This window comes from Nostoc sp. (genome assembly GCF_036917575.1).
In the GTDB taxonomy this organism is placed as follows: Bacteria; Cyanobacteriota; Cyanobacteriia; order Cyanobacteriales; family Nostocaceae; genus Nostoc.
Map to the genome: position 1 here is coordinate 1 of NZ_JBALDC010000096.1, position 20,855 is coordinate 20,855.

Genomic DNA, 20,855 nt, shown 5'->3' on the forward strand with positions numbered 1-20,855 from the left:
CTAATGAGAATTCTTTAAGATGCACCGAACTTGATTTCCATTTTTGGAAACAATGCCTATTTTACAGCTATTTGAGCCTTAACTGAACCGTATTGCCATAAAGCCCAACAATTTCCAGAGTAGAATAGGTTTTTGTATCTAATAGAGTAGTGATTAAACTAACTCGTTGACTACGAAGACCAGGAATAAAAATGTATTAGTAAATTTCGCGTACAGTTATTGAAGTAGGTAAGGCTAAAAATTCATCCTTACTCAATCCTGCGGGGCATCTTTTAGACTTATACCAAGTAACAATTTTGTCACAATCTCCAATAAGTTTCCCTTTTCGCATAGTAGTTGTACGAGATTGGTGTTTGCGAAATACGGCATCACAATCAAGTTTTTTAATAGCAAACATATCAGCATAAGCACAAAAAGCTCTATCCCCTAAAAGCACATCATTTGGTTTGAGAAAACTGTACAACCTCCGAGCTAATTTAATATCATGAGTGTTCATAACGTCTATGCAAAAAGCAGTAGCGGCTCCTGTTGCTAAACTGAATATCACACCAATTTTGGCAATTGGGAACCCACATCCTGGTTTTTGAGTGCTAGGTTGAGGGTATTCTTTCTGGTTCTCTATAGTGTCAGGCATAGATACTGTTGAACCATCTATTACCAACACATTCCGTCCACACCATAAATGTTCTTGAGTCACTATTGCTTCTAAATTTTGTGCAGAATAATTGAAAAGCTTCTCTAGTAACTTTTCTGGTAATCTTGCTCGTGCTTGGCAGTATGCACTTGTATCTGTTGATGGAATTTCTACTTCTTCTTGTGCTAGATGTGCAATTATTTTACTCACAGCATTATGGCAAGTTTTATCAGTATCCAAAACCTGAGATAAAAATGCCCATAATGTTATTAATGGGTCAAATAACCGCTTTTTGTATTTAATTTTTAGCTCAGAGATTGTAAGTCTTATCACAGACTCTGGCAATACTTCTTTAAAAGGTAGTCCCAAACTTTGGCTAAATTTATCCTTGAGGATTTGTACTCGTAATGTCACAGTAGTAATTATCGTATGTGCTTGCTCGTTTCAAAGAAAGTATTCCATGAACGAGTAAGCTTTTTCTACCTTCAAAAACTTTTTGGGCAACCCTCCACCGTTACCGCTTCCATTTCACAGCCCCTACAAAAAATAGCGATGCCTGCGGCGGTAAACTACGCAGCCAAGTGTCCACTGCTATTAACGCATTAATACTTGTAATGCTTATGCAGCGTGGTTTATAGCTTTTCTTAGTGCCATTCCAGCAAGAACCCAACTACTACATCTCTTAAGTAAAGTTATAACAATGGTAGAGAAAAAAGACTTAGCACCGGAAAAAGTTCGCCTCAAAGATAATTACCGAGAGCGCATATTTGCAGAATCGCAAAAACTAGATAAAAGTTACCTGGACACCCTTTACTTTATAGTTGATTGCTATTTTGTTTTCATCAAGGCTGGATTACCTCCACAACTTTTAGCTTCCCCACTGATTAATATTGAGTCAAACCAACTCACATCAACGGCTCCAACTCCATTCTTAGAGGAAAAAGAAGAAGATTCTTTAGGGGAAATATTTAGCCTTGATTTTGATTTGTAACGAAGATATATTGGCACAAAGATGCAATAGTTTTGGGATAATAGCTCCAAAGTTTTATTGTATAATTCAATGCAAGTTCTTACATTTTGAGTTTAATCCTTCGCCAAGTATGTGAGTTCATCTAATTTTCTCAAAATGCTATTAACAACAGGACATTAGAATTATGCAGCAAGGCAGTATGAACGAAGAAGAAAAACAATACTCCGACTATGAGGACGATAATCCAGCACTGTCTAAAATCATAGAACGTAACATTCGCACTATCATCCGTCTTCGGCTTCAGGCTGCTAACAAAAGAAACTTGCAAGACCGAATTGCTGATTCAATTACCTCTTTTTCAGGACATATAGTTTTTGTTTATGTACATCTAGTCTGGTTTGGAGCTTGGATTGTTTTGAATACGGGAAGAATGGGTGTGCATCCGTTCGATCCATTTCCTTACGGACTGTTAACAATGGTGGTATCGCTGGAAGCAATTTTTCTCTCAACATTTGTGTTAATCAGTCAAAATCGCCTCAGTGAAGAAAGTGAGTATCGTACCAACTGAAATTTACAAATTGCGCTACTGACAGAACATGAAGTTACGCGAGTATTGCAAATGCTTGATGCTATTCAGGAGAAAATGGGGATTGATAATGATGAAGACAGTGAACTTGCTGATTTAGAAATGGAAACCAAGCCGGAAGATGTACTAACTGAAATTGAGCGGCTTCAGCAGTTAGCATTGAAGAGAAAAAAGGCGATAAAGCGTCATCGCAGATAAGAATTTGGATGATCTGGAGACAGTATGTTTTTCATTTTTCAGATTCCAAAAATGCGACAGCGATCGCATCCCATCTAAGCGGAATTGGAATAGATGGATGAGTAGGTCTTTGGCGATTTTGTTTTATCCATTGTTTTACTAGTTCATGATTTGCAGTCAACCTCTGCGCGACGAACTTGGAATCTTGTTTGCTCCTGAGTTAGATTTACTGTGTAATACACGGAAATATTTATGTGGAAACGGGATATTCAAGGCAAATTTGCACTTAAAAATGATGATTATCGTCAAGTACGCTCTTTAAGGTTGACCGATGATACCTGGAAGGCTTTGGATATTGCTGCTGAATGTTTAGGCATGACTAGGGCTGACTATTTGGAAAACTTGATTGGTGGCAATGTCCTTCCAAATATTACACGGAAAGATTCGGAATCTTTAATTCTTACTCCCCCAGAAAACCAATCTCAACCAAGTATTACACGGAAGCAGGAATCTTATCCAACACCAAGGCTTTCAGAACTGGAAATTTTATGTGACCGTGTTTTGTCCCAAATGAAGTTGGGTAGGCAAGCATCTGGGTATAAAACTGCTTAAAAGGCTCTCAATCGGTTCGTTTCTGAACTAATCGGTTTAGTTTAATAGTTTGGGGAATTCGCCAACGATATCCTTATCCTGTGCGATCGCATGAATTGACAGGTGTAGAATTTAATAACCTGCAACTTAGGTTACTAGCTATTGAGCAAGGCTGTCGAGAAGTAAGCCAACTTGCTCCAGTACTTCATGCACAAGGCATTACTCCTACTGCTAAAAATCTCAGAAATATTTATGCATTATCCCTCTTCATTGTGGCAGGCTGAGGTAATTGAGGTTTTGAGGCAAATAAGACTGGATCTTCCACAGTAAATTTTATTTCATCGCTTTTCTCTAAGATTTCACTACTGCGCCCACTTTATCCTTTAACTGACAGATTTTTTCAAACAATGATTGCTATGGTCAACTGAACAAAACTGAACCTTCAAGTGTGCAAAAAAGCAAGATTTTCCAAAGCACAGAGTGCATGAGGTGTGTTTGCGGGCATGTAGACAAAGACTCCCGGTTGCAAAGTAATTTCACGTTCCTTCAGAGTCAGTGTTCCATGTCCTTCGATGACCGTCACCGAAACAGGGCGAGGAACGGTATGCTCAGGCAGGCTTGTTCCAGCAGTGAGACACAGTAAAGAAAAACTACTGTGTTCATCCTTGGCTAACGCTTTGCGCGTGACTCCGGGCTTTGTGTAGTCTGCCAATTCCCGCAGATTGACGATCGCTTCAGCAGCATTTTTCGAGGAGGATAGCATAATTGATTATCCTATTGTTTTGAGGGTCGTTATAATTCCCGAACCGCACACAAAGCGATGTAGCCCAAGTCTGCTTGATGTTGAGTCAGAACTCGCCGCATCGTGAGAATGCGATCGCGCAGGACAGGCTGAGTAAGCATATTCCAGACAATTTGCACTGTGTGACCTACTCCTTCGTCTTGCAGCACCTGAATCGGATCAAGCAGTTTCATTGCACCTGTTTGCTGCTGCGTGACAGTTAGCCCCACTTGGTGGAAAGTATTGATCCAATCTGCGTCTGTCAACGGTGTCGCATTGACGTGCATCGCTTGCTTCAGGTCTTGGTGGAGTGATTCCAAATGATCACGCGCGAGCAGTTCATGGCTAAGAAATTTGCCGCCTATGTTGAGTCGATCGCGTATCCCTGCCAGAATCTTGGCTTTGCCAGCAGACACTTGCATGGTCAGGATGGCTTCTGCCAAAACATAATCAAACGATTCAGAAAGGGTCTCTAGCTGAAAAATATTGCCTTCCATAAAGCGAACCAAGTGCTCTACGCCAGCCGATCGAGCGTCAGCCTGGGCGATCGCTACTCGATCAGGATCTTTTTCAATCCCTACCACCTGAATGTTGTAGCGTTTTGCCAGCGCGATCACGCTGTTTCCTAAGCCAGAAGCTAGTTCCAGAACGGTTTCACCGGGTTGAAAATTCGCCCATTGAAAGAGTTGTTCGGTAGCGGCGCGTCCACCCGGACGAAGAACCGTTTTACCCGCAGCCGCCAGGACTACATGACTGGGTGCAGTTTTAAGATTGAGAGCAGTTTGGGTCATTGTTTGGGTTCTCCTATGCTGTTTGAGGCGTCATGTAGGATCAATTTGTCTCGAAATGCCCAATCAAATCTGGCTGGGTTAATACTTCAGAAAGGACAGGCACCGTTGCCCAACAGTGAGAACAAAACCAGCAGATTTCATGGTGTTGAATGTGTCGGAGTAAGGGACGAGAGCAATAAGGACAGTTGTGCATGATCTTTAACCTCTTAGAGAAACACAATTTTAGGAATAGCCGCATGTCCGAGATAAATGTAGGCAGCCGATCGCAGCACAATTTCAGAGTAGAGAATCTTTTGAATCTCCAAGCTAGGAACTCGTTTTGCTGCAAAGCTATAAGCTGTGATTTCTCCTTTCAGGCTGAAGTCGCTATCGGTTAAATAGTGGTCATAATCGTGCATACCCTGAAAAATAAAGCCATAGATTGGATTGGGATACACAGAAGAATCGTAACTATCGGCAGAAACCCAAAGATGACTTTGCTCGATATCGACAAACATCTCTTGAGCATTGGCATAACGCATGTAATCTGAGAATTGCAAATTTAAGGGCAATTGCTGGAACTCACTCATGAGCCAATTACAGAGTTGAGCGATGGTTTCGTCAGCAAATTCGGCTGGCTTGCTCTCCAAATAGAGTTTGGCAAGCATTTCCACTTGAGATGTCGTTATGTTGATTTTGGTAAGAGTCATATCGCTACCTTCATAACCTTGAACTATCCTTACTCTGTCAATTTCTATGAACTAGCTCATAAAGAGGTTCGTAGCTTGGCATCTTGCTCAGTAGCAGGAGTCAGAATCTCGACTGGATAATCTGCACCGCTCAACATTAGTTGAGTCACAACTGCATAAGCCTCGCTCCATGTCTGCTCAGTTGCAGGTGTCCACGCATTCTCTAAGTAGATGGACAATACTTTTAACAACGTACTGCCGACCATTGGATAATGTTCAGGCAACACTCCATACTGAACATGACGAGTGCCTAAACCCTTGAGCGCGTTAGACAAGACATCAGGGCGACGAAGATTGTCTACAACCAGGACGAGCGATTTGAAAAGTTGCTTGGCTTGCTTTCCCATGTGAGTATTAGCAAACAGTGGCTTGACTTCAGGATAGTCCGCAAACAAAGTTTTATAGAAGTGAGCCATAAACTCGGTTTCCTGGGCTTTAATCTGCAAAAAACTGGATTCCAACAATTCAATGTTTAAAGACATATATTCAGTTCCTCTTGTTTACTGTTTATAGTTTGCTAAATTCCTGTAAATCCCTTTATGAGCTAGCTCATAAAAGCGTTTAAACATCGGAAAAAGTTAGATTGGAGAAGAAAATGATCGGATTGCTTGATTAGGGGGGCTCAACAATGCAAATTACGATTGAACAATTGCGGCAAATTTCACTCTTTTCTGGACTCGATCTAGATCAGCTTGTCAAGTTGCGAACTCATACTGTGGTGAAACAGTACTTGCGGGAAGAAATTATTCTGCATGAAGGCGATCGCTTGCCTGCTAAACTCTTTGCTGTTCTGGGTGGCAGAATTGAAATCAAGAAAACTGCTGCTACAGGTAAAGAAACGATTTTGCGAATCTTACCTGCTGGAGAACTTTTTGCTGCACCTGCACTATTTGGCGATGGAGTGGCTCCGGCAACAGTGCTGGCTGAACAGGACTGTCAAATTCTCACGATTGAACGCACTACTCTACTAGAAATGATTCAGAACACTCCAGAATTGGCATTGCAGATTATTGCAGTCCTGACTGAGCGCCTCCAACTTCTGCATCAAATTGTGCATGGATTGGCTTCAGAGCGGGCGATCGTGCGGTTGGCGCAATTTATACAGGCGGCTGCGATCGCTGAAGGAACAGATGTAACGGAACATGGATTACAGTTGCGATCGCGTTTGCCCTACTACCAGATTGCTCGCACCATCGGAATTACCTATGAAGAATGTGTCCGACTGTTCAAGCAGATTCAAGTAAGTGTCACTTACCAGCGAGGCGGTAAAATTCTGGTGTTAGACCAAATGAAGTAAAATGCGATCGCCAATGGGCAAACGATGTGAGTACGCAAGGTAAAAAGTTTTGTGAGTCATATTTTGCTGAGTGATCTGCTATTTTGCTATTGCTTGAATTTAAGTGAATCTACAACTGATTCACAGGCTCTAAAATTAGCGCTGTTTCGACCGAGCAACACGCTGTCCATGAATGCTGACTGTGTAAGGGACAAGATAGGTTACAAGTCCAGCAAGCCAACGATTGCGGTTCATTTTTCCCTCTAGAACAGCTGCCCCATGATTCAGAATAAATAGGATTGTTCCAACGACTAAGGCAACACGAATTGCAGTTGGCTTCAATGAGGGGTCAGTCCAAGCTGCATAGAACTGATTGATCGTCTTCATCCTTGTAGGTTCCTAATATTCATAAGGTAGAAGAGACGGTGATTTCAAAAGGTTAATGTGCTGCTCAAGCACTGCGATCTTTGATTCACCTAAATTTTTGGTGGCTGTCTGGAGCCAGCCATCGCGTCTTGAGGCGTACGCTGTTAGCTTGTAATTGCCGCCGATACTCGCTGTGAAACTCAACCTTTCACTTTAATTAAATCGGCTGCTTTTTCGCCGATCATAATGGTGGGCGCGTTCGTATGCCCTGTGGTTAGCGTGGGCATAATGGATGCGTCAACGACACGCAACCCCTCAACCCCACGCACTCGTAATTCGGGGTCTACAACTGCCATTGAGTCAGTTCCCATTTTGCAAGTGCCAACTGGATGATACACCGTACCGCAGGTTTCCCGGATGTAGGCTTCGAGTGCTGCATCGCTAGTCACATCGGCACCCGGCGCGACTTCTTTGCCTCGAAACTCATCAAAGGTACTTGTATGAAACAATTTGCGGATTAATTTAACTCCCTCAATGAGCTTTTGGACATCAGATTGACTTTGCAGATAGTTCATCTGAATAATCGGTGTGTCTTTGGGGTCAAGCGATAGCGAAGCGCTGCTGCCAAAGGCAGGACGCAACTTAACACTGCCAATGTTTTGGGGGTGAGTCAAAGTGACTAGACCTGTAAATCCCAAACTAGAGTGAGCATAGCCAGGAGGTGCGAACAGAATGGGGCCGAAGATCAGTTCTAAATCTGGTGCAGTGTCTAGATTACCCTCGCTATGTAAAAACAATCCAGATTCAGCGATGCCATTACTAGTAATTGCAGTATGCAAATCCCCAGTTGCCTCGTATGACACAGGAACAACAACGTGGTCTTGGAGGTTTTGACCAACGCCTGGCAGATTAGCTACGAGTTCAATCCCCAAGGCTTGTAATTGTTCTGCATCCCCAATACCCGACAGCATTAGCAGTTTGGGCGAATCGAACGCGCCCGCACTTAAAATCACTTCGGAGTTGACCCTGGTTTGGTGCAGCGTTCTCTCGTGTAGATATTCCACCCCAACAGTGCGGGTGCCCTCAAACAACAATCGAGTTACTAACGCGCCTGTTATTGTTGTTAAATTGGGACGCTGGAAAATGGGCACTAGAAATGCCGCAGCAGCACTGTGTCTTTTCCCATCCTTGACTGTCAACTGAAAAAATCCCGCTCCTGACTGCTGCATTCCGTTGAAATCAGGATTGTGGTCATATCCGAGTGCCACCGCAGCGTCTACAAATCGCTGGGAGATTGCAGTAGGGGAAATGAAATCGGTAACACTCAACTCGCCATTAACAGCGTGGTATTTAGAGGCACCGCGTTGCTGGTTTTCAGATTTCTTGAAATAGGGCAACACATCTTGGTAACTCCAACCGGGATTACCTAATTCCTGCCAGTGGTCATAATCGTGAGGATTACCTCGGATATACATTAAGAAATTAATCGAACTGCTACCCCCCAAGACTTTGCCACGGGGACAGAAGATTTTGCGGTTATTTAAATATGGTTCTGGTTCCGAAAAATAGCCCCAGTCTACTTCAGTTCCTGGTAAATTTGTGCACTCTAACGGAATCTGAATCTCTGGTTTTGTATCTGGATTACCTGCTTCGAGTAATAACACAGTTGTATCAGGGTCTTCTGTCAAACGATTGGCAATTACACAGCCTGCCGAACCTGCACCAATCACAATGTAGTCATATTGAGTCATCAAATTCTCCTGTACTTTGCTGTTTTTTGGTAAATAAGATTGCTAGTACGACAAAAATTTTAAAAAACATTTTTCATGATTATTTTTGCCATCCCAAAATATTGATGAAAAATTTTCTAACTTTTAGAGCGTTAAAAGGTTGAGATAATGTTGTATAAACTTCTCCTGTATGCGTTTTCTCCACAAAATAGGTGACTCCCCGATAAATTAATTGATAAGCTATTCGTGGTGTGGAAACTTCCGCAGCCTCGATATTTGGGTCAACACGATAGGTTTGCCCACGATAAGTCAGGTTATAAGCAGAACCTTGATGTTCAACTGGTGTAAATGGTCGTGTTCCTCTTTTAGCTGCTTCTATTGAGTTATATTCGTAACTAAGACCGCGATAGTAAAGTTTCATTTTTTGCTCACAATTTATTTATTTTTACAGGTAATCACATACCTATTTGGTGTTTGCTTAATTGGTGCAGGTTTCATTCTGGGTTTAACTGTGGGATAGCAAGAGACATATACCGCAGAATTATCTGTCCAAGTGAGTAGATAAGATTTGTCGCTAAGTTTAGTTAATGCTGGTGGAATATTTGATGCAGTAGCCGCAGCTTTGAAGTTAACTTGAGAAAATGCAGCGATTCCTACAGCAGAAACGCCAACAAGCAAACTAATACTTGTTATCCAGGTTGTTGATAGTTTCATCCAAATTTCTCCTTACAAATTAAGCGTTTTGAGTTTCATTCAGTTTTCTATTCATTTGCTGGTGCTGTTGGTGAATTATTTCCTTACATTTGAGCAGAAAAGGCTTTTCACCATAGTTGTTACCCAGCTAGATAGGCATGTTCAAGCAAATCGAGGCGATTAAGTAGTTAGACAAAATTGAATTCAGTCATGAAGACGGGGAACAGAGATCAGTCTGGTTTATCTGTGATGGACGTTCGCGTAGCGTCTTGGAGAGAAGCTTCGCCGGCGATCGCTGCGATCGCTTCAAAAACTGTATGGGGACTTTTGAAAGTTTGCCGCGCTTCTGGTAGCTGGAGTGCTTCCATTGTTTTGACGTGTTCGCATTCGTCATCCCGAATATTCACGAATACATCGTAGAGATTATCCACTTTCGGGCGGCGAAATTTATGATCTGATGTAAACTGGGTTTCTTCAAACATATAAAGATCGCCATCGCGGTAGTAGTTAATTGCGACTTTGGGCGCTCTTTGAGCTTTCAGTTCTGCTTCATGGGCTTTCAAGTAGTCGTCATAGGTATGGTAGGCATGATTTTCAATCAGTTCCATTAGGTAGTAGGCATACTTGGGAAACAGCATATAGATTAGGACAACCACCCAGTAGTACGCCACTGCAATATGTTGAGCGACGAAGCGATCAATCCAGTAGCGATCGCCACCCATTGATTCCATAATTAACAGATGATGTAATTCGTTCCAGGTTTCGGCGAAATGAACTTTCAACAAGTCAGCTTTGCGCCAGTAACCCAGCGTCTCGTAAAGATGCAGCACCGAGAGATAAGAGAAATAAGGAACGCGAGCGATCGTTTCCAGGACATAAAACCGAGGGTAAGAACGATTTCCGTAGACGAAATCGACAATAAATACAAAAAAACTGACGATCGCTTGAATCAAAACTTTCATGGTGAATTCCTCTAAAATCAGAACACTTTCCTGATTTACCGATTCCGAGATTCGATAGATGTAGGTTTGGTTTAATGCGTCAACCCAATACCCATAAGGGTTAGCAATCGCTTAACCATCGTATAAATAATTAAGGTTAATGAACTTTACTTGAGGCTTCTACCTTTACTGCTTCAATAATCAGATTTGCTACTTCCGCAGAATGTGAAACCATTGAGGCATGGCTTGATGGTAATGAAATGACCGTTGCCCCGATACGCTTCGCCATAAAACGCTCTAGTTCTGGTGAAATCATGCGATCGTTATCAGATACTTGATACCACGAGGGCTTGGACTTCCAGGCTGGTTTGGTCACTTTCTCGTCAAAATTCTTGATTGCGATCGGCTTCTGTACAGCTGCCATCACACGTGCTTGAACAGCGTCAACATCCTGAGCAAATGCCTCTTGAAAAGTATCAGGATCAACTTGAAGGAACTGATTATTATAAACAGGACGGACATGAGAAGAACCAGATGGGGTGGGGAAACGCCCATTTAAGTCATTGAGGCTTTCTCCAGTATCGGGTGCATAAGCTGCAATGTACACCAATCCAATAACATTTGGTGCATTGGTTCCAGCAACTGTAATGACTGCACCTCCATAAGAATGACCGACGAGAATTGTCGGATCTGTCTGAACTGCAAGAACCTGCTCTACTACATCAACGTCGTTTGCAAGGGAGGTGAGCGGAATCTGCACTGCCGTAACGCGAAAGCCTTTGTCTTGCAGTAGTGGGATCACCTTGCTCCAACTTGAACTGTCAGCAAACGCTCCATGCACCAGCACGATATTATTAGCAGCCATTTTAGTCTCCTTCGTTTTATGTGAATGCTTCTGAGGTTTTGCAAATGCAATCAGTGGGGTAGTAATAAAACCTAAACCTATGAAAATTCCTACATTCAATAATCTTCGACGTGTAAATAAGTTATTCTTCATCAATCACTCCTCGCTTCGGTCTGAATGATCTTTGTTCTGAAATGAGGTTTGCAGATCCGCTTCTAGAAACCACAACCGCTTGTCTATCGCCCGTGAAATCTCAATAAAGAAAGCTTTCGAGATATTACTTATGCCAGTAGTTATTAGCAGCTGCGATCGTAGCGAACTCTGTTGCAACCGTCTGTCCAACTGCAATCAGCATCATGGCATCATTGCCATAAACATCTCGCAGTTGATTGCGTTTTTCTTCATCCGGCTGAGTCAATTTAATAATTAACCGTGACATTTTGACTGCCAATTGTCGCCCTTCTTCTGGTGTCTCAGTCAATAGTGAGTTATTAGGAACCAATGTAACTTCGGGTGGTCTTACAACAGGTGAATTGGTCAGGGCTATTACATTATCCATGTCAAAATTTCCTAAATTAATGTTTACTTGAGAACAATTTCGATTCCACGGCAACAACTAAGGCAAAAGCTTGAAGTTTATGAATCTAACTTTTGCATTACTAGTAACAAAGATATTCACAGTTCATTCTTAATGAACTACTTCAGCTTTATTGACTACGGGTACTTTAGATTTAAGAGGAACTGGAGCATAAACAACATGCACGGAACAAAGAGCATGGTGAAACACATAATTACTCACGCTGCCTAAAATCAACTCATTCAAACCAGAATGTCCTCGACGACCTATTACAATTAAATCAGCGCCCCAAGTTTGAGCAAGTTCACAGATATTCCGGCTGGGATTGCCAGAATTTTGGGTGAATTCAGTACTCACCCCGGCATTGGTTGCTGACTCTGTATACGATCGCAATAACTTGAAACCCTCTTCTTCGTAAGTTTGCCACTGCTTCCAATAATCCTCTAGAAGTTCTCCATTCAATGGGTGGTATTCAAGAGTAAGCAGTGTAGGTGTTTGAGGGCTATCTTTTTCTTCACTAGATAAGATATGCAACAGCATCAGGCTTCCTTTGGTCGCCTTTGCTAGAGTAAGGGCTTCATCAAAAACAGCATTACCATTTGGGGAACGATCTATTGCAGCTAGAATCTTGCTAAACATAAAATCTCCTGAATCAAACAAATCAAAGAATTTTTAAACCATTAACGGCAGTCGGAACGCAGATACTCTTTTGGACTTGTGTTTAGCGTCTAGTAGAAAAAATCCAGCCTTTTGTCAATCGCCCTGAAACGAGACGTTTTTCTCAATGGACTCACGGCTTATATGCAGATGATTAGCAGGAAAATCAGGATCGGAATAGCCAACGGCTAAACCACAAATGATTAATAATTCCGGTGGAATGTTCAACTCGTTGCGGATGATTTCGGGATAATCCGCTAGCGAAACCTCTACGCAAGTGCCAATGCCACGAGCTGTTAAGCTTAATACCAGGGTTTGTAAATACATCCCCACACTTAAAGCATCGGCAACGCCCAAATCTTCGTGCATACAGACAATAGCAACCATTGGTGCGCCAAAAAATTCGTAATTACGCAGAACGGCTATATCTCTATTCGCTTTATCGTCACGAGTAATCCCCATCGCCCCGTAGACTTGCGCTCCCAGTTCCTGGCGGTAATGCTGGAAGGCGGAAGGCAGTGGAGAGACGTTAGGCTGCTGCTTGGCTTGGTTTAGCAAAGCTTCTTGCAAGCGATCGCGGCGATCGCCTTGGGCAAACACCAATTGCCACGGCTGGATGTTTGAATTCGACGGCGCGAGCTGCGCTAGAGTGAGGGCTTCATCGAGCAAAGCCCGTGGCACTCGTTGAGATAAGAATTTGCGTGTTGAGTGTCGGTCTTTAATAGTTTGGTCAAGATCAAACATATTTTATCAACCTCTATGAGAAATAAATGTCAATGCTCAACTGGGGTTAAAACGATCGAAACAATTTATATAACCTTTTCTGGTTCCTGAATCGTTTTCAATGCCCAGATGCCAATCCAAGAGCCGAATCCATCCACAATTAATGTCAGAATGGCTGTGATTTGGAATAGCAATCCCCAACCTGCAAAGGAAACTTGAGACACATGATCCGAACTAATCACGATCAAATGATTGTATATTCCAAAAAGGATTGATGCTGCCATTGAAAAGAGCAAGAGCCAGCTACCAATGCGGTAAAACTGTGTCCAAAGTAAAACGACTGCAATGATGGGAATCGCATAAATCACAATACCCACAAATAAACTCTGAAGTATTGAGAGGGGAACTGGGATTTCCACATGTGCTAAACCATGCAGTCCATGTACGATCGCATGGATGACCACGATCGCTGTTCCATATTGAGCAATTTTCATCTCTCTTCTCCCCTAAATTTTTAACTGGCATGAGCCACGGTGCTGTTAACCATCCATTCCAAAGGTCGAGGCTGAAAATTTAATTCGCGTTTTGCTTTAGCATTCGATGCGCCTCGCATCTGAGTACCATAATAAACAGCATCTGCACCACTAAGAAGCAAAGCATCCTCAACCGATACCTGCGGAGGTGGTGGAGCATTGAGCCATTGGGCATAAGCAGAAAGCCACTGGCGCACCGCTAAGGGTTGATCGTCTGTAATCAGGTAAATGCCAGGATTGCCTCGCTCTGCTGCTGCAACTGTAGCGATCGCTGCATCTTCAATATGAATCCATGACCATACGCCTTCCCCATTCCCAACGATTGGGAACTGTTGGTGTAGCACCTGTTGGGCAACATCGCCATCGGGGGCAAACCAGGTACCGGGCCCGTAAAGGAAGCCATAACGCAGAGCAATTCCTTCTAGGTTGGGCGTTTCAAGTAAGTGACGCTCGATTTCAGTGACTATGTGAGCATCTGCTGCAACCGCAGGCGAGGCATCAAAAGCTAGTGGCGTTTCTTCGTCTGCCAAACCTGCGCCGGGAATCGCCCAAAATGCGATTGACTGCCTCAGATAACGGCGAACGCCAGCCGCTTGCGCTGCCGCCAGCACATTGGCACCCCCTTCTCGACGGATGCGAGTGTTCAGGGCTGATGCTGCGCTCATCGACTCGTTAGTATAGGTTTTGGGCAGGGAAGTGAGTTGTTCAATCACCACTTCCGGCTGAGTGCGGGTGATGGCAGCTTTAACAGCATCTGCATCGAACACATCTGCGATCGCTAATTCTACGCCTTGTTCAGCTAAAGTTTGTGCTTTTTCTGAAGAACGTGTCAACGCAACTACTTCATGTCCTTGCGCTAGCAGTTGCGCGATTAAGGGACGACCGATTGCTCCCGTTGCGCCTGCAACAAAAATCTTCATTTGTGAACCTCCTGTTGAAATCTGTGAAATATTTGAGAATCGCTAGTTGTGAGAATACGAGTTAGCTCAAATTTAAAATGGCGATCGCCAGCCGACTGATAAACCTGAGTAATATGACTTTGAGTTCAGCCGTACCAAAGGTATTGGTTAAAACGACTCTAATATTTCAATTTCCCATTTTCGTTGCGGATTCCTTGAATTTTTATTCTATTAAAAACCGCGTCTGTTCGATTAATTTTGAAGCAGTTAGCCAATAATTCGTCACCTATAACCGCCGCGCTATAGCAACTGGCTTGGAAAGAAGCAGGAGAATTTCCACCCTTATCTACCAACAATCCATTTCGATTGTTGATTCCTCTTAAGATAATACCAGTTTTCTTTTCTCCACCATCTCTTTTTCTACAAATAGCAGAAAGTACATTTGATTTAAGACTTGTATTTCTGCAACTATTTTGAAAAGTACTAGGGGAACGGGCAAAAGCAGGATTTGCTACTGTCGCTGTTAGTAAAGTCAGACCGACAAGGGTAATAATACGAAAGTAAAACTGTTCAATATTAGTTGTAGTTGTTGCCATGTGTTTTATCTTTAGTAGATAGTAGGAACGCGTAGCATCACTTCAGCATTAGTGACGAAGGATTTCCCCACTTACCACTGAATACGAATTGATCCAGCGGTTTGCGTTGCCTTGGCGATAGGTCGCGTTCCTTGAGAGCATCTGGGAGTGTTATCGGATCGCCTCGATATCCGATCGCCATAGCCGTCCATGCTTCAAAACCCTCAGGTATGTCAAAGAGATCGCGTGCTTTGTCGGGAAGGATACCGATCATCTCATGGACACAAATTCCGCGTGCCGTTGCCTCTACCACAAGATTGCCACTAGCAAGCCCGAGGTCGTGAATAGCAGCCTTGTTCTCTTGGTTATTGCGAGTAAATCTGAGACTGGCAATGCCCAGAGCCAGAACCGGAGCGTTTTGCGCCCATATCTGGTTTGCTTCCACCAGACACGATAGGAGTTGTTGAAAATGGTCAGGGTTTTCCTTGGTGGCGACAAGATAGCTCCAGGGTTGCTCGTTGTAGGAAGATGCTGACCACCGCGCCGCCTCGAATAATGAACAGAGATCGGCTTGTGAAACCGGACGATCCTGGAAAGCATAAGGACTCCAGCGTTCTGCGAGTAATTCATGAATCGGATAGTCTGTTAACGCTTTCTTTTTAGACATAATCGCTCCTTCAGTTCTTGTACTCCCTAACTAGTCTTGATTGAATATGAAATGACTATACATTCAAGATTTGTCAAACATATAGCAGTTACCAGGTAGGTTAGGACATTAATTGATTGTAAAACCCCGACACCAAGTGACTTTCAAGCCTGTTTCTTGCTATAACCAATTTTAGATGTGAACATTCCCAGATAAGACAAAAGAGCATCGTTGGTTGCGTTAACATATATTGTTTATCTTGATGATGTGAAACTTGTCTTCTATATATCTATGGGTGTGAGCAAATCAATATTATGCAGCTAGTGATAAAAACTTTTTCCCCATCGTCGTAGTGCACAGGAGTCGATTCCTCTCACAGGCAATGGTTCAATCATTCATTGCCGCAGGTACGGGTGGCAGCGATCAAGGTGGGGACTTAAACCTCCAAATAGGAACCCTCAACATTAAAAACCAGGCAGAAGTGACCGTCAGCAGTTGGGGCACAGGCGATTGCTTAAGCTTTATTACATTGTTATTTGTAATACTATTAATTTTGACAATTTTGATATAAACTCTCTTAAATAAATAAAAAAACTCTGCTAAATGTAAAATATAAGAAATTTTGCTCTATTTATCTCATACAAATAATAGGTAAACAAACAATTTTATATAACTTGAAATTTTTATTGCAATACTTTTAAATTTATTCAAGTGAAGTAAATAATTCTGAAACTGAATAAAAATAATGAAGTCAATGAGAGATTTAAATTTGTTCAAATGGTCAAACATTGCCATTAGCAATGCAGTAATTTGCATTGCTAATTGTGCGATGTCTACGACGGGCTGCGCCTACGCTCAAATTGCTTCAGATACTACTCTACCCATTAATTCTAATATCCAAAAAATTGGCAACACTATAAAAATTGAAGGTGGAACTACTGCGGGAAGCAATTTATTCCACAGCTTTAGTGAGTTTTCTGTTCCCACTGGGAGTACAGCCGATTTTAACAATAGCCTGAATATTCAAAACATTATTAGTCGAGTTACAGGTAAATCGATATCTAATATTGATGGGTTAATCCGAGCTAACGGTACTGCCAATTTGTTCTTGATAAATCCCAATGGCATTATATTTGGTCAAAATGCACGGTTAGATATTGGCGGTTCGTTTGTTGCTAGCACTGCAAGTAGCTTGAAATTTGCTAATGGTTTTGAGTTTAGTGCTACAAATCCTCAGTCTGCACCCCTACTAAGTATTAATGTACCAATAGGTTTGCAATTCGAGGCAAATCCAGGAGCGATTCAGGTTAAGGGCGATGGTCAGGGTCTAAGGCTCACAGATGAATTAATTGACACAACGAATGCACTGCGAGTACCAGCGAATCAAACTTTAGCGTTGGTGGGTGGTGATATTTTTTTAGAAGGAGCAACACTGAAAACAGCAGGAGGAAGGATAGAGTTGGGCAGTGTAGGGGATAACAGTCTGGTTAGTCTCACACCGATAACTAAAGGTTTTTCCTTGAGCTACGATGGAGTCCAAAACTTTGGCAATATTCAACTATCGCAACTTTCAGCAGTAGATGCCAGTGGCGCAGGTAGTGGTGATATTCAAATACAGAGTCGGCGTGTTACCGTCAGCGATGGTTCAGCAATTGAGGCAAGTACTTTGGGAGCAGGAAAAGGTGGAAACTTGGTAGTCAATGCTACTGAGTCTGTAGAGTTAGTTGGCACTAATACTGATGGTCAATTTGCTAGTGGCTTGTATTCTTTAGATTACTCAGGTGCAACTGGAGATGCAGGGAACTTGACGATTAATAGCCAACGTTTGCTCGTGCAAGATGGTGCACAAGTGAGTGCTGACACATTTGGAGCAGGTAGGGGGGGTTCTTTAACTGTCAATGCACCAGATGTACAATTGATTGGTACTTCTGCTGATGGTCAGGTGAGCAGCGGCTTGTTTGCTCAAACTGAATCAACTGGAGATGCAGGAAACTTGACGATTAATAGTCAACATTTGCTCGTACAAGATGCCGCACAGGTGAGTGCTATCACATCTGGAGCGGGCAAGGGCGGTTCTTTAACTGTCAATGCACCAGATGTGCAAATCATTGGTATCTCTGCTGATGGTCAGGTGAGCAGTGGTCTATATACTCAAACCCAATCAACTGGAGATGCGGGAAACTTAACAATTAATAGCCAACATTTACTCGTGCAAGATGCCGCACAGGTGAGTGCTGGCACATTTGGAGCTGGTAAGGGGGGTTCTTTAACTGTCAATGCACCAGATGTGCAAATCATTGGTATCTCTGCTGATGGTCACGCTGGCAGTGTCTTGTCTGTAGATGCTATATCAACCGGAGATGCAGGTAACTTGACAATTAACAGCCAACACTTGCTTGTACAGGGTGGCGCAGTAGTTGGTGCTGGCACCTATGGTGCAGGTAAGGGGGGTTCTTTAACTGTCAATGCACCAGATGTGCAAATCATTGGTACCTTTGCAGATGGTTATCTTAGTCGCTTGTTTGCAGATACTCGATCAACCGGAGATGCAGGTAACTTGACGATTAATACCGATAAATTACTCGTGCAAGATGGCGCACAGGTGAGTGCTGGCACATATGGAACAGGCAAGGGGGGTTCTTTAATTGTCAGTGCCAAAGATATACAACTGATTGGTACTTCTCCTACTGGTCGGTTTCCCAGTGGCTTGTTTAGTCAAGCCACCCAATCAACATCAACTGGAGATGCAGGAAACTTGACGATTAATACCGATAAATTACTCGTGCAAGATGGTGCAGTAGTTAGTAGTAGCACAGATGGTGCAGGTAAGGGGGGTTCTTTAATTGTCAGTGCCAAAGATATACAACTGATTGGTACTTCTCCTACTGGTCAGTTTCCCAGTGGCTTGTTTGCAATTGCTCGCTCAACCGGAGATGCAGGAAACTTGACGATTAATACCGATAAATTACTCGTTCAAGATAGGGCGATAGTAAATGTAAGAAGCCAAGGCCAAGGAATTGCAGGTAATTTAACTATTAATGCTGGCTCTATTTTTTTAAACAACAACGCTGCTCTCAATGCTAATACCCAAGCGGTCAATACTAACCCGAATATTGAGCAAGCTACTATCAATCTACGCTCCAAAGACTTAATACTGCTTCGTGGCAGCAACATTACTACTAATGCGAATGGAGAAAATGTTATTGGTGGCAATATCAATATTGACACCGATGTTTTAGTTGCATTTGCCAATAGCGATATCAGTGCCAATTCTACTGACTTTCGGGGCGGGAATGTGAAAATCAACACTACTGGGATATTTGGCACTCAATTCCGTGATGCACCGACCCTAGACAGCGATATCACTGCCACAGGCAAAAATCAGCAGTTGAATGGTACAGTGCAAGTCAACACAGTCTTAAATCCCAACAACGGATTAGTACAATTGCCAGCCGATTTTGTAGATCGGTCTGGTTTGATTGCTCAAGGTTGTCCTGCAAATAAAGGTAATTCGTTTACCATCACCGGACGCGGCGGTTTACCACCTCTACCAACCCAAGCGCTTCGCACTAATCAAACTGCAACTGTTAATTGGGTGACATTGAATCCTCAAGAACAAAGGAATACAAGTGTAAGGGAGAATTCACACTTAGGGAGGAGAAAAAGCCCTAAATTAGAAGTTCCGCAAATCAGCCCGACTATTGTGGAAGCTACTAGTTGGGTAATTAACAAGTCTGGCACAGTGGAGCTAACAGCCTTTGCACCTCTACCTACTCATATCAATACTTTTAATTCTGCGATCGCTTCCGGCGGGGATTTACCCATCGTAGCTTGTCCATCTCAAGCCGCCGTTATTCAAAAATAATGCAAGTTGCTTTTTCCTGGACTCAAGTGTAGGAAAAGCTCAAATAATTATTCACTAATAAATGGGGCTTTAGAATTCAGAATTATCCTTTAAAGGCTATTGCTTATAGCTTTTTTTGATAATCTTAATAATACCATTTATTATATTGATTTTTGACAGCGCTTATAGACTGAGAAGCGGTAGTAACATCACCATTTACAGTAATAGCTCGTTTAACCAACTTTCAAGTTGTAAATGCAAGGAATAACCAAAAACTTTTTTTCTCCGATCAAGAAAGAATAGTAGTGAAAAAGCACGATTATAAGCAGAAATCGCGCAATTCCAATCACCCCAGAGATGATAAGTTCTACCATATTCAGCCCAAATGTAAGCTTCTAATTGTCCGAAAAGTAGCGCCATCTCAAAATTATCAATTGCCTCTTCGTATTGCCCTAAGTCACGTAAGGTAATGCCTCGATTAATCCAAGCTCGAACATAGCTAGGATTTAAATCAATTGCCCGATCGTAGTCAGCGATCGCTGCTGCTAAATTTCCACAAACAACATAATAATTTGCTCTATTGTTATAAGCACCCGCTAATCTTGGATTAAGTTGTAGAGCAGTTTGATAGTCACAAAAAGCTTTTTGTTTTTCACCAATCTGAAAATAAATTAGCCCCCGGTTGTTAAAATCAATTGCGTTATTAGAATTGTAGTCAATTAGTTGGCAAAACAATGCGATCGCCTTACTATATTGTCCTTGTTGAGCCAATTTCAAAGCACTAGAGCGTAAATATTTTTCATCAAAGACTAATTCGCTACTTCTTTTTGTACCATCCTCCAGGGCATTAGTTGTAGTACTGTTCACGAATTCACGAGAATTATTTTGCTTAATTCTAGAAGCTATTGACATATACTGTTTATCTTGATGATGTAAAACTTTACTTCTATATCTTTATGGGTGTAAACAAATCAATATTATGCAGATAGTGATAAAAAATCAAACGGCTTGATTCAAGAAAATTTTTAAAATTAACAGTCGAATTTTGTCAAAATATTAAAAAAAGCATATTATTGCACAATACCAACTAAAAGTATGATAAAGCGTATTTCAAGTTGATTGAGTACACAATCTAGGTCTGGTAGCGAGGCCTTAAGCGCCTTTTACTCCTAAATTCTGCTGTAATTGCATCTGACAATTGATGGGGAGCATCCCACTTTGGCGGATATACCTTTTCTGGGAGAATGTATGAGAATACACAAGCCGTCCGTCTAAAGCATGAACCCGGAAAAA

The 20,855-nt window shown here is 42.3% G+C and carries 28 protein-coding genes; 8 read left to right on the top strand and 20 right to left on the bottom strand.

Features of this window, described 5'->3' with window-relative positions:
- Positions 1-196 precede the first annotated feature (196 nt).
- Entirely contained in the window at positions 197-1,048 is an 852-nt protein-coding gene (locus V7K79_RS27355; protein ID WP_335052300.1) for an IS4 family transposase, read from the bottom strand.
- Between the two features lie 286 nt (positions 1,049-1,334).
- Between V7K79_RS27355 and V7K79_RS27360 the strand changes: the two genes are divergently transcribed.
- From V7K79_RS27360 to V7K79_RS27380, 5 genes are all read left to right on the top strand, one after another.
- The gene (locus V7K79_RS27360) at positions 1,335-1,625 is read left to right on the top strand and encodes a hypothetical protein (protein WP_335052302.1); all 291 of its coding nucleotides are present in this window, start codon (positions 1,335-1,337) and stop codon (positions 1,623-1,625) included.
- 163 nt (positions 1,626-1,788) lie between these two features.
- The gene (locus V7K79_RS27365; RefSeq protein WP_335052304.1) at positions 1,789-2,172 is read left to right on the top strand and encodes a DUF1003 domain-containing protein; all 384 of its coding nucleotides are present in this window, start codon (positions 1,789-1,791) and stop codon (positions 2,170-2,172) included.
- A 51-nt stretch (positions 2,173-2,223) separates the two neighbouring features.
- Complete coding sequence (locus V7K79_RS27370; protein ID WP_335052306.1) at positions 2,224-2,388, top strand: hypothetical protein; 165 nt, start codon at positions 2,224-2,226, stop codon at positions 2,386-2,388.
- A gap of 231 nt (positions 2,389-2,619) precedes the next feature.
- On the top strand, positions 2,620-2,979 hold the full coding sequence (locus V7K79_RS27375) for a hypothetical protein (protein WP_335052308.1): 360 nt from the start codon (positions 2,620-2,622) through the stop codon (positions 2,977-2,979).
- 80 nt (positions 2,980-3,059) lie between these two features.
- Complete coding sequence (locus V7K79_RS27380) at positions 3,060-3,242, top strand: hypothetical protein (RefSeq protein WP_335052310.1); 183 nt, start codon at positions 3,060-3,062, stop codon at positions 3,240-3,242.
- A 158-nt stretch (positions 3,243-3,400) separates the two neighbouring features.
- Here V7K79_RS27380 and V7K79_RS27385 read toward each other — a convergent pair whose 3' ends face one another.
- The 5 genes from V7K79_RS27385 to V7K79_RS27405 are packed head-to-tail and all read right to left on the bottom strand — an operon-like array spanning position 3,401 to position 5,740.
- Positions 3,401-3,721 (bottom strand): cupin domain-containing protein, encoded by a 321-nt coding sequence (locus tag V7K79_RS27385; protein ID WP_335052312.1) that lies wholly within the window; start codon positions 3,719-3,721, stop codon positions 3,401-3,403.
- Between the two features lie 29 nt (positions 3,722-3,750).
- Positions 3,751-4,530: an SAM-dependent methyltransferase gene (locus V7K79_RS27390; protein WP_335052314.1), complete on the bottom strand. Its 780-nt coding sequence runs from the start codon at positions 4,528-4,530 to the stop codon at positions 3,751-3,753.
- Between the two features lie 40 nt (positions 4,531-4,570).
- Positions 4,571-4,723 (bottom strand): hypothetical protein, encoded by a 153-nt coding sequence (locus V7K79_RS27395; RefSeq protein WP_335052316.1) that lies wholly within the window; start codon positions 4,721-4,723, stop codon positions 4,571-4,573.
- 13 nt (positions 4,724-4,736) lie between these two features.
- Positions 4,737-5,219, bottom strand: coding sequence for a hypothetical protein (locus V7K79_RS27400; RefSeq protein WP_335052317.1), 483 nt, complete (start codon positions 5,217-5,219; stop codon positions 4,737-4,739).
- Positions 5,220-5,275: 56 nt separating this feature from the next.
- Positions 5,276-5,740, bottom strand: a complete 465-nt coding sequence (locus V7K79_RS27405; RefSeq protein ID WP_335052319.1) for a globin family protein — start codon at positions 5,738-5,740, stop codon at positions 5,276-5,278.
- 146 nt (positions 5,741-5,886) lie between these two features.
- Between V7K79_RS27405 and V7K79_RS27410 the strand changes: the two genes are divergently transcribed.
- The gene (locus V7K79_RS27410; protein ID WP_335052321.1) at positions 5,887-6,555 is read left to right on the top strand and encodes a Crp/Fnr family transcriptional regulator; all 669 of its coding nucleotides are present in this window, start codon (positions 5,887-5,889) and stop codon (positions 6,553-6,555) included.
- Between the two features lie 135 nt (positions 6,556-6,690).
- On the opposite strand, the gene nrtS is transcribed toward V7K79_RS27410, so the two are convergent.
- From nrtS to V7K79_RS27475, 13 genes are all read right to left on the bottom strand, one after another.
- Positions 6,691-6,921 (bottom strand): nitrate/nitrite transporter NrtS, encoded by a 231-nt coding sequence (gene nrtS / locus V7K79_RS27415; protein ID WP_335052323.1) that lies wholly within the window; start codon positions 6,919-6,921, stop codon positions 6,691-6,693.
- A gap of 179 nt (positions 6,922-7,100) precedes the next feature.
- Positions 7,101-8,651 carry a GMC family oxidoreductase gene (locus V7K79_RS27420; protein WP_335052325.1) on the bottom strand — a complete coding sequence of 517 codons (1,551 nt, stop codon included), beginning with the start codon at positions 8,649-8,651 and terminating at the stop codon, positions 7,101-7,103.
- A 79-nt stretch (positions 8,652-8,730) separates the two neighbouring features.
- On the bottom strand, positions 8,731-9,051 hold the full coding sequence (locus tag V7K79_RS27425; protein WP_335052327.1) for a DUF4278 domain-containing protein: 321 nt from the start codon (positions 9,049-9,051) through the stop codon (positions 8,731-8,733).
- 14 nt (positions 9,052-9,065) lie between these two features.
- Positions 9,066-9,344 carry a hypothetical protein gene (locus tag V7K79_RS27430; protein WP_335052329.1) on the bottom strand — a complete coding sequence of 93 codons (279 nt, stop codon included), beginning with the start codon at positions 9,342-9,344 and terminating at the stop codon, positions 9,066-9,068.
- A gap of 209 nt (positions 9,345-9,553) precedes the next feature.
- Entirely contained in the window at positions 9,554-10,285 is a 732-nt protein-coding gene (locus tag V7K79_RS27435) for an alternative oxidase (RefSeq protein ID WP_335052331.1), read from the bottom strand.
- A gap of 136 nt (positions 10,286-10,421) precedes the next feature.
- Entirely contained in the window at positions 10,422-11,261 is an 840-nt protein-coding gene (locus V7K79_RS27440; RefSeq protein ID WP_335052333.1) for an alpha/beta fold hydrolase, read from the bottom strand.
- Between the two features lie 124 nt (positions 11,262-11,385).
- A complete protein-coding gene (locus V7K79_RS27445) occupies positions 11,386-11,667 on the bottom strand; it encodes a hexameric tyrosine-coordinated heme protein (RefSeq protein WP_335052335.1) in 282 nt (93 codons plus the stop codon).
- Between the two features lie 129 nt (positions 11,668-11,796).
- Positions 11,797-12,324: a universal stress protein gene (locus V7K79_RS27450; protein WP_335052337.1), complete on the bottom strand. Its 528-nt coding sequence runs from the start codon at positions 12,322-12,324 to the stop codon at positions 11,797-11,799.
- 114 nt (positions 12,325-12,438) lie between these two features.
- Positions 12,439-13,086 carry a nitroreductase gene (locus tag V7K79_RS27455; protein ID WP_335052339.1) on the bottom strand — a complete coding sequence of 216 codons (648 nt, stop codon included), beginning with the start codon at positions 13,084-13,086 and terminating at the stop codon, positions 12,439-12,441.
- A gap of 65 nt (positions 13,087-13,151) precedes the next feature.
- Positions 13,152-13,559 carry a hypothetical protein gene (locus tag V7K79_RS27460; RefSeq protein WP_292854300.1) on the bottom strand — a complete coding sequence of 136 codons (408 nt, stop codon included), beginning with the start codon at positions 13,557-13,559 and terminating at the stop codon, positions 13,152-13,154.
- 20 nt (positions 13,560-13,579) lie between these two features.
- Positions 13,580-14,518, bottom strand: a complete 939-nt coding sequence (locus tag V7K79_RS27465; RefSeq protein WP_335052341.1) for an NAD-dependent epimerase/dehydratase family protein — start codon at positions 14,516-14,518, stop codon at positions 13,580-13,582.
- A gap of 158 nt (positions 14,519-14,676) precedes the next feature.
- On the bottom strand, positions 14,677-15,093 hold the full coding sequence (locus V7K79_RS27470; protein ID WP_335052342.1) for a CVNH domain-containing protein: 417 nt from the start codon (positions 15,091-15,093) through the stop codon (positions 14,677-14,679).
- Positions 15,094-15,130: 37 nt separating this feature from the next.
- Positions 15,131-15,739 (bottom strand): nitroreductase family protein, encoded by a 609-nt coding sequence (locus V7K79_RS27475; RefSeq protein ID WP_335052343.1) that lies wholly within the window; start codon positions 15,737-15,739, stop codon positions 15,131-15,133.
- Positions 15,740-16,100: 361 nt separating this feature from the next.
- On the opposite strand from V7K79_RS27475, the gene V7K79_RS27480 reads away from it, so the two are divergent.
- Together V7K79_RS27480 and V7K79_RS27485 are read left to right on the top strand one after the other, a co-directional pair.
- On the top strand, positions 16,101-16,289 hold the full coding sequence (locus V7K79_RS27480; protein WP_335052344.1) for a hypothetical protein: 189 nt from the start codon (positions 16,101-16,103) through the stop codon (positions 16,287-16,289).
- Positions 16,290-16,472: 183 nt separating this feature from the next.
- Positions 16,473-19,583 carry an S-layer family protein gene (locus tag V7K79_RS27485; RefSeq protein WP_335052345.1) on the top strand — a complete coding sequence of 1,037 codons (3,111 nt, stop codon included), beginning with the start codon at positions 16,473-16,475 and terminating at the stop codon, positions 19,581-19,583.
- Positions 19,584-19,778: 195 nt separating this feature from the next.
- Here V7K79_RS27485 and V7K79_RS27490 read toward each other — a convergent pair whose 3' ends face one another.
- A complete protein-coding gene (locus V7K79_RS27490; RefSeq protein WP_442938974.1) occupies positions 19,779-20,474 on the bottom strand; it encodes a tetratricopeptide repeat protein in 696 nt (231 codons plus the stop codon).
- Positions 20,475-20,855 lie beyond the last annotated feature (381 nt).

Bases quoted from the DNA above. Each gene is read 5' to 3' on its own strand.
- V7K79_RS27360 (WP_335052302.1), top strand. From the start codon at position 1,335: ATGGTAGAGAAAAAAGACTTAGCACCGGAAAAAGTTCGCCTCAAAGAT.
- nrtS (WP_335052323.1), bottom strand. From the start codon at position 6,921: ATGAAGACGATCAATCAGTTCTATGCAGCTTGGACTGACCCCTCATTG.
- V7K79_RS27420 (WP_335052325.1), bottom strand. From the start codon at position 8,651: ATGACTCAATATGACTACATTGTGATTGGTGCAGGTTCGGCAGGCTGT.
- V7K79_RS27390 (WP_335052314.1), bottom strand. From the start codon at position 4,530: ATGACCCAAACTGCTCTCAATCTTAAAACTGCACCCAGTCATGTAGTC.
- V7K79_RS27365 (WP_335052304.1), top strand. From the start codon at position 1,789: ATGCAGCAAGGCAGTATGAACGAAGAAGAAAAACAATACTCCGACTAT.
- V7K79_RS27455 (WP_335052339.1), bottom strand. From the start codon at position 13,086: ATGTTTGATCTTGACCAAACTATTAAAGACCGACACTCAACACGCAAA.
- V7K79_RS27425 (WP_335052327.1), bottom strand. From the start codon at position 9,051: ATGAAACTTTACTATCGCGGTCTTAGTTACGAATATAACTCAATAGAA.
- V7K79_RS27450 (WP_335052337.1), bottom strand. From the start codon at position 12,324: ATGTTTAGCAAGATTCTAGCTGCAATAGATCGTTCCCCAAATGGTAAT.
- V7K79_RS27485 (WP_335052345.1), top strand. From the start codon at position 16,473: ATGAGAGATTTAAATTTGTTCAAATGGTCAAACATTGCCATTAGCAAT.
- V7K79_RS27385 (WP_335052312.1), bottom strand. From the start codon at position 3,721: ATGCTATCCTCCTCGAAAAATGCTGCTGAAGCGATCGTCAATCTGCGG.
- V7K79_RS27490 (WP_442938974.1), bottom strand. From the start codon at position 20,474: ATGTCAATAGCTTCTAGAATTAAGCAAAATAATTCTCGTGAATTCGTG.
- V7K79_RS27445 (WP_335052335.1), bottom strand. From the start codon at position 11,667: ATGGATAATGTAATAGCCCTGACCAATTCACCTGTTGTAAGACCACCC.
- V7K79_RS27435 (WP_335052331.1), bottom strand. From the start codon at position 10,285: ATGAAAGTTTTGATTCAAGCGATCGTCAGTTTTTTTGTATTTATTGTC.
- V7K79_RS27370 (WP_335052306.1), top strand. From the start codon at position 2,224: ATGCTTGATGCTATTCAGGAGAAAATGGGGATTGATAATGATGAAGAC.
- V7K79_RS27375 (WP_335052308.1), top strand. From the start codon at position 2,620: ATGTGGAAACGGGATATTCAAGGCAAATTTGCACTTAAAAATGATGAT.
- V7K79_RS27400 (WP_335052317.1), bottom strand. From the start codon at position 5,219: ATGACTCTTACCAAAATCAACATAACGACATCTCAAGTGGAAATGCTT.
- V7K79_RS27430 (WP_335052329.1), bottom strand. From the start codon at position 9,344: ATGAAACTATCAACAACCTGGATAACAAGTATTAGTTTGCTTGTTGGC.
- V7K79_RS27475 (WP_335052343.1), bottom strand. From the start codon at position 15,739: ATGTCTAAAAAGAAAGCGTTAACAGACTATCCGATTCATGAATTACTC.
- V7K79_RS27470 (WP_335052342.1), bottom strand. From the start codon at position 15,093: ATGGCAACAACTACAACTAATATTGAACAGTTTTACTTTCGTATTATT.
- V7K79_RS27410 (WP_335052321.1), top strand. From the start codon at position 5,887: ATGCAAATTACGATTGAACAATTGCGGCAAATTTCACTCTTTTCTGGA.
- V7K79_RS27460 (WP_292854300.1), bottom strand. From the start codon at position 13,559: ATGAAAATTGCTCAATATGGAACAGCGATCGTGGTCATCCATGCGATC.
- V7K79_RS27465 (WP_335052341.1), bottom strand. From the start codon at position 14,518: ATGAAGATTTTTGTTGCAGGCGCAACGGGAGCAATCGGTCGTCCCTTA.
- V7K79_RS27395 (WP_335052316.1), bottom strand. From the start codon at position 4,723: ATGCACAACTGTCCTTATTGCTCTCGTCCCTTACTCCGACACATTCAA.
- V7K79_RS27480 (WP_335052344.1), top strand. From the start codon at position 16,101: ATGGTTCAATCATTCATTGCCGCAGGTACGGGTGGCAGCGATCAAGGT.
- V7K79_RS27405 (WP_335052319.1), bottom strand. From the start codon at position 5,740: ATGTCTTTAAACATTGAATTGTTGGAATCCAGTTTTTTGCAGATTAAA.
- V7K79_RS27440 (WP_335052333.1), bottom strand. From the start codon at position 11,261: ATGAAGAATAACTTATTTACACGTCGAAGATTATTGAATGTAGGAATT.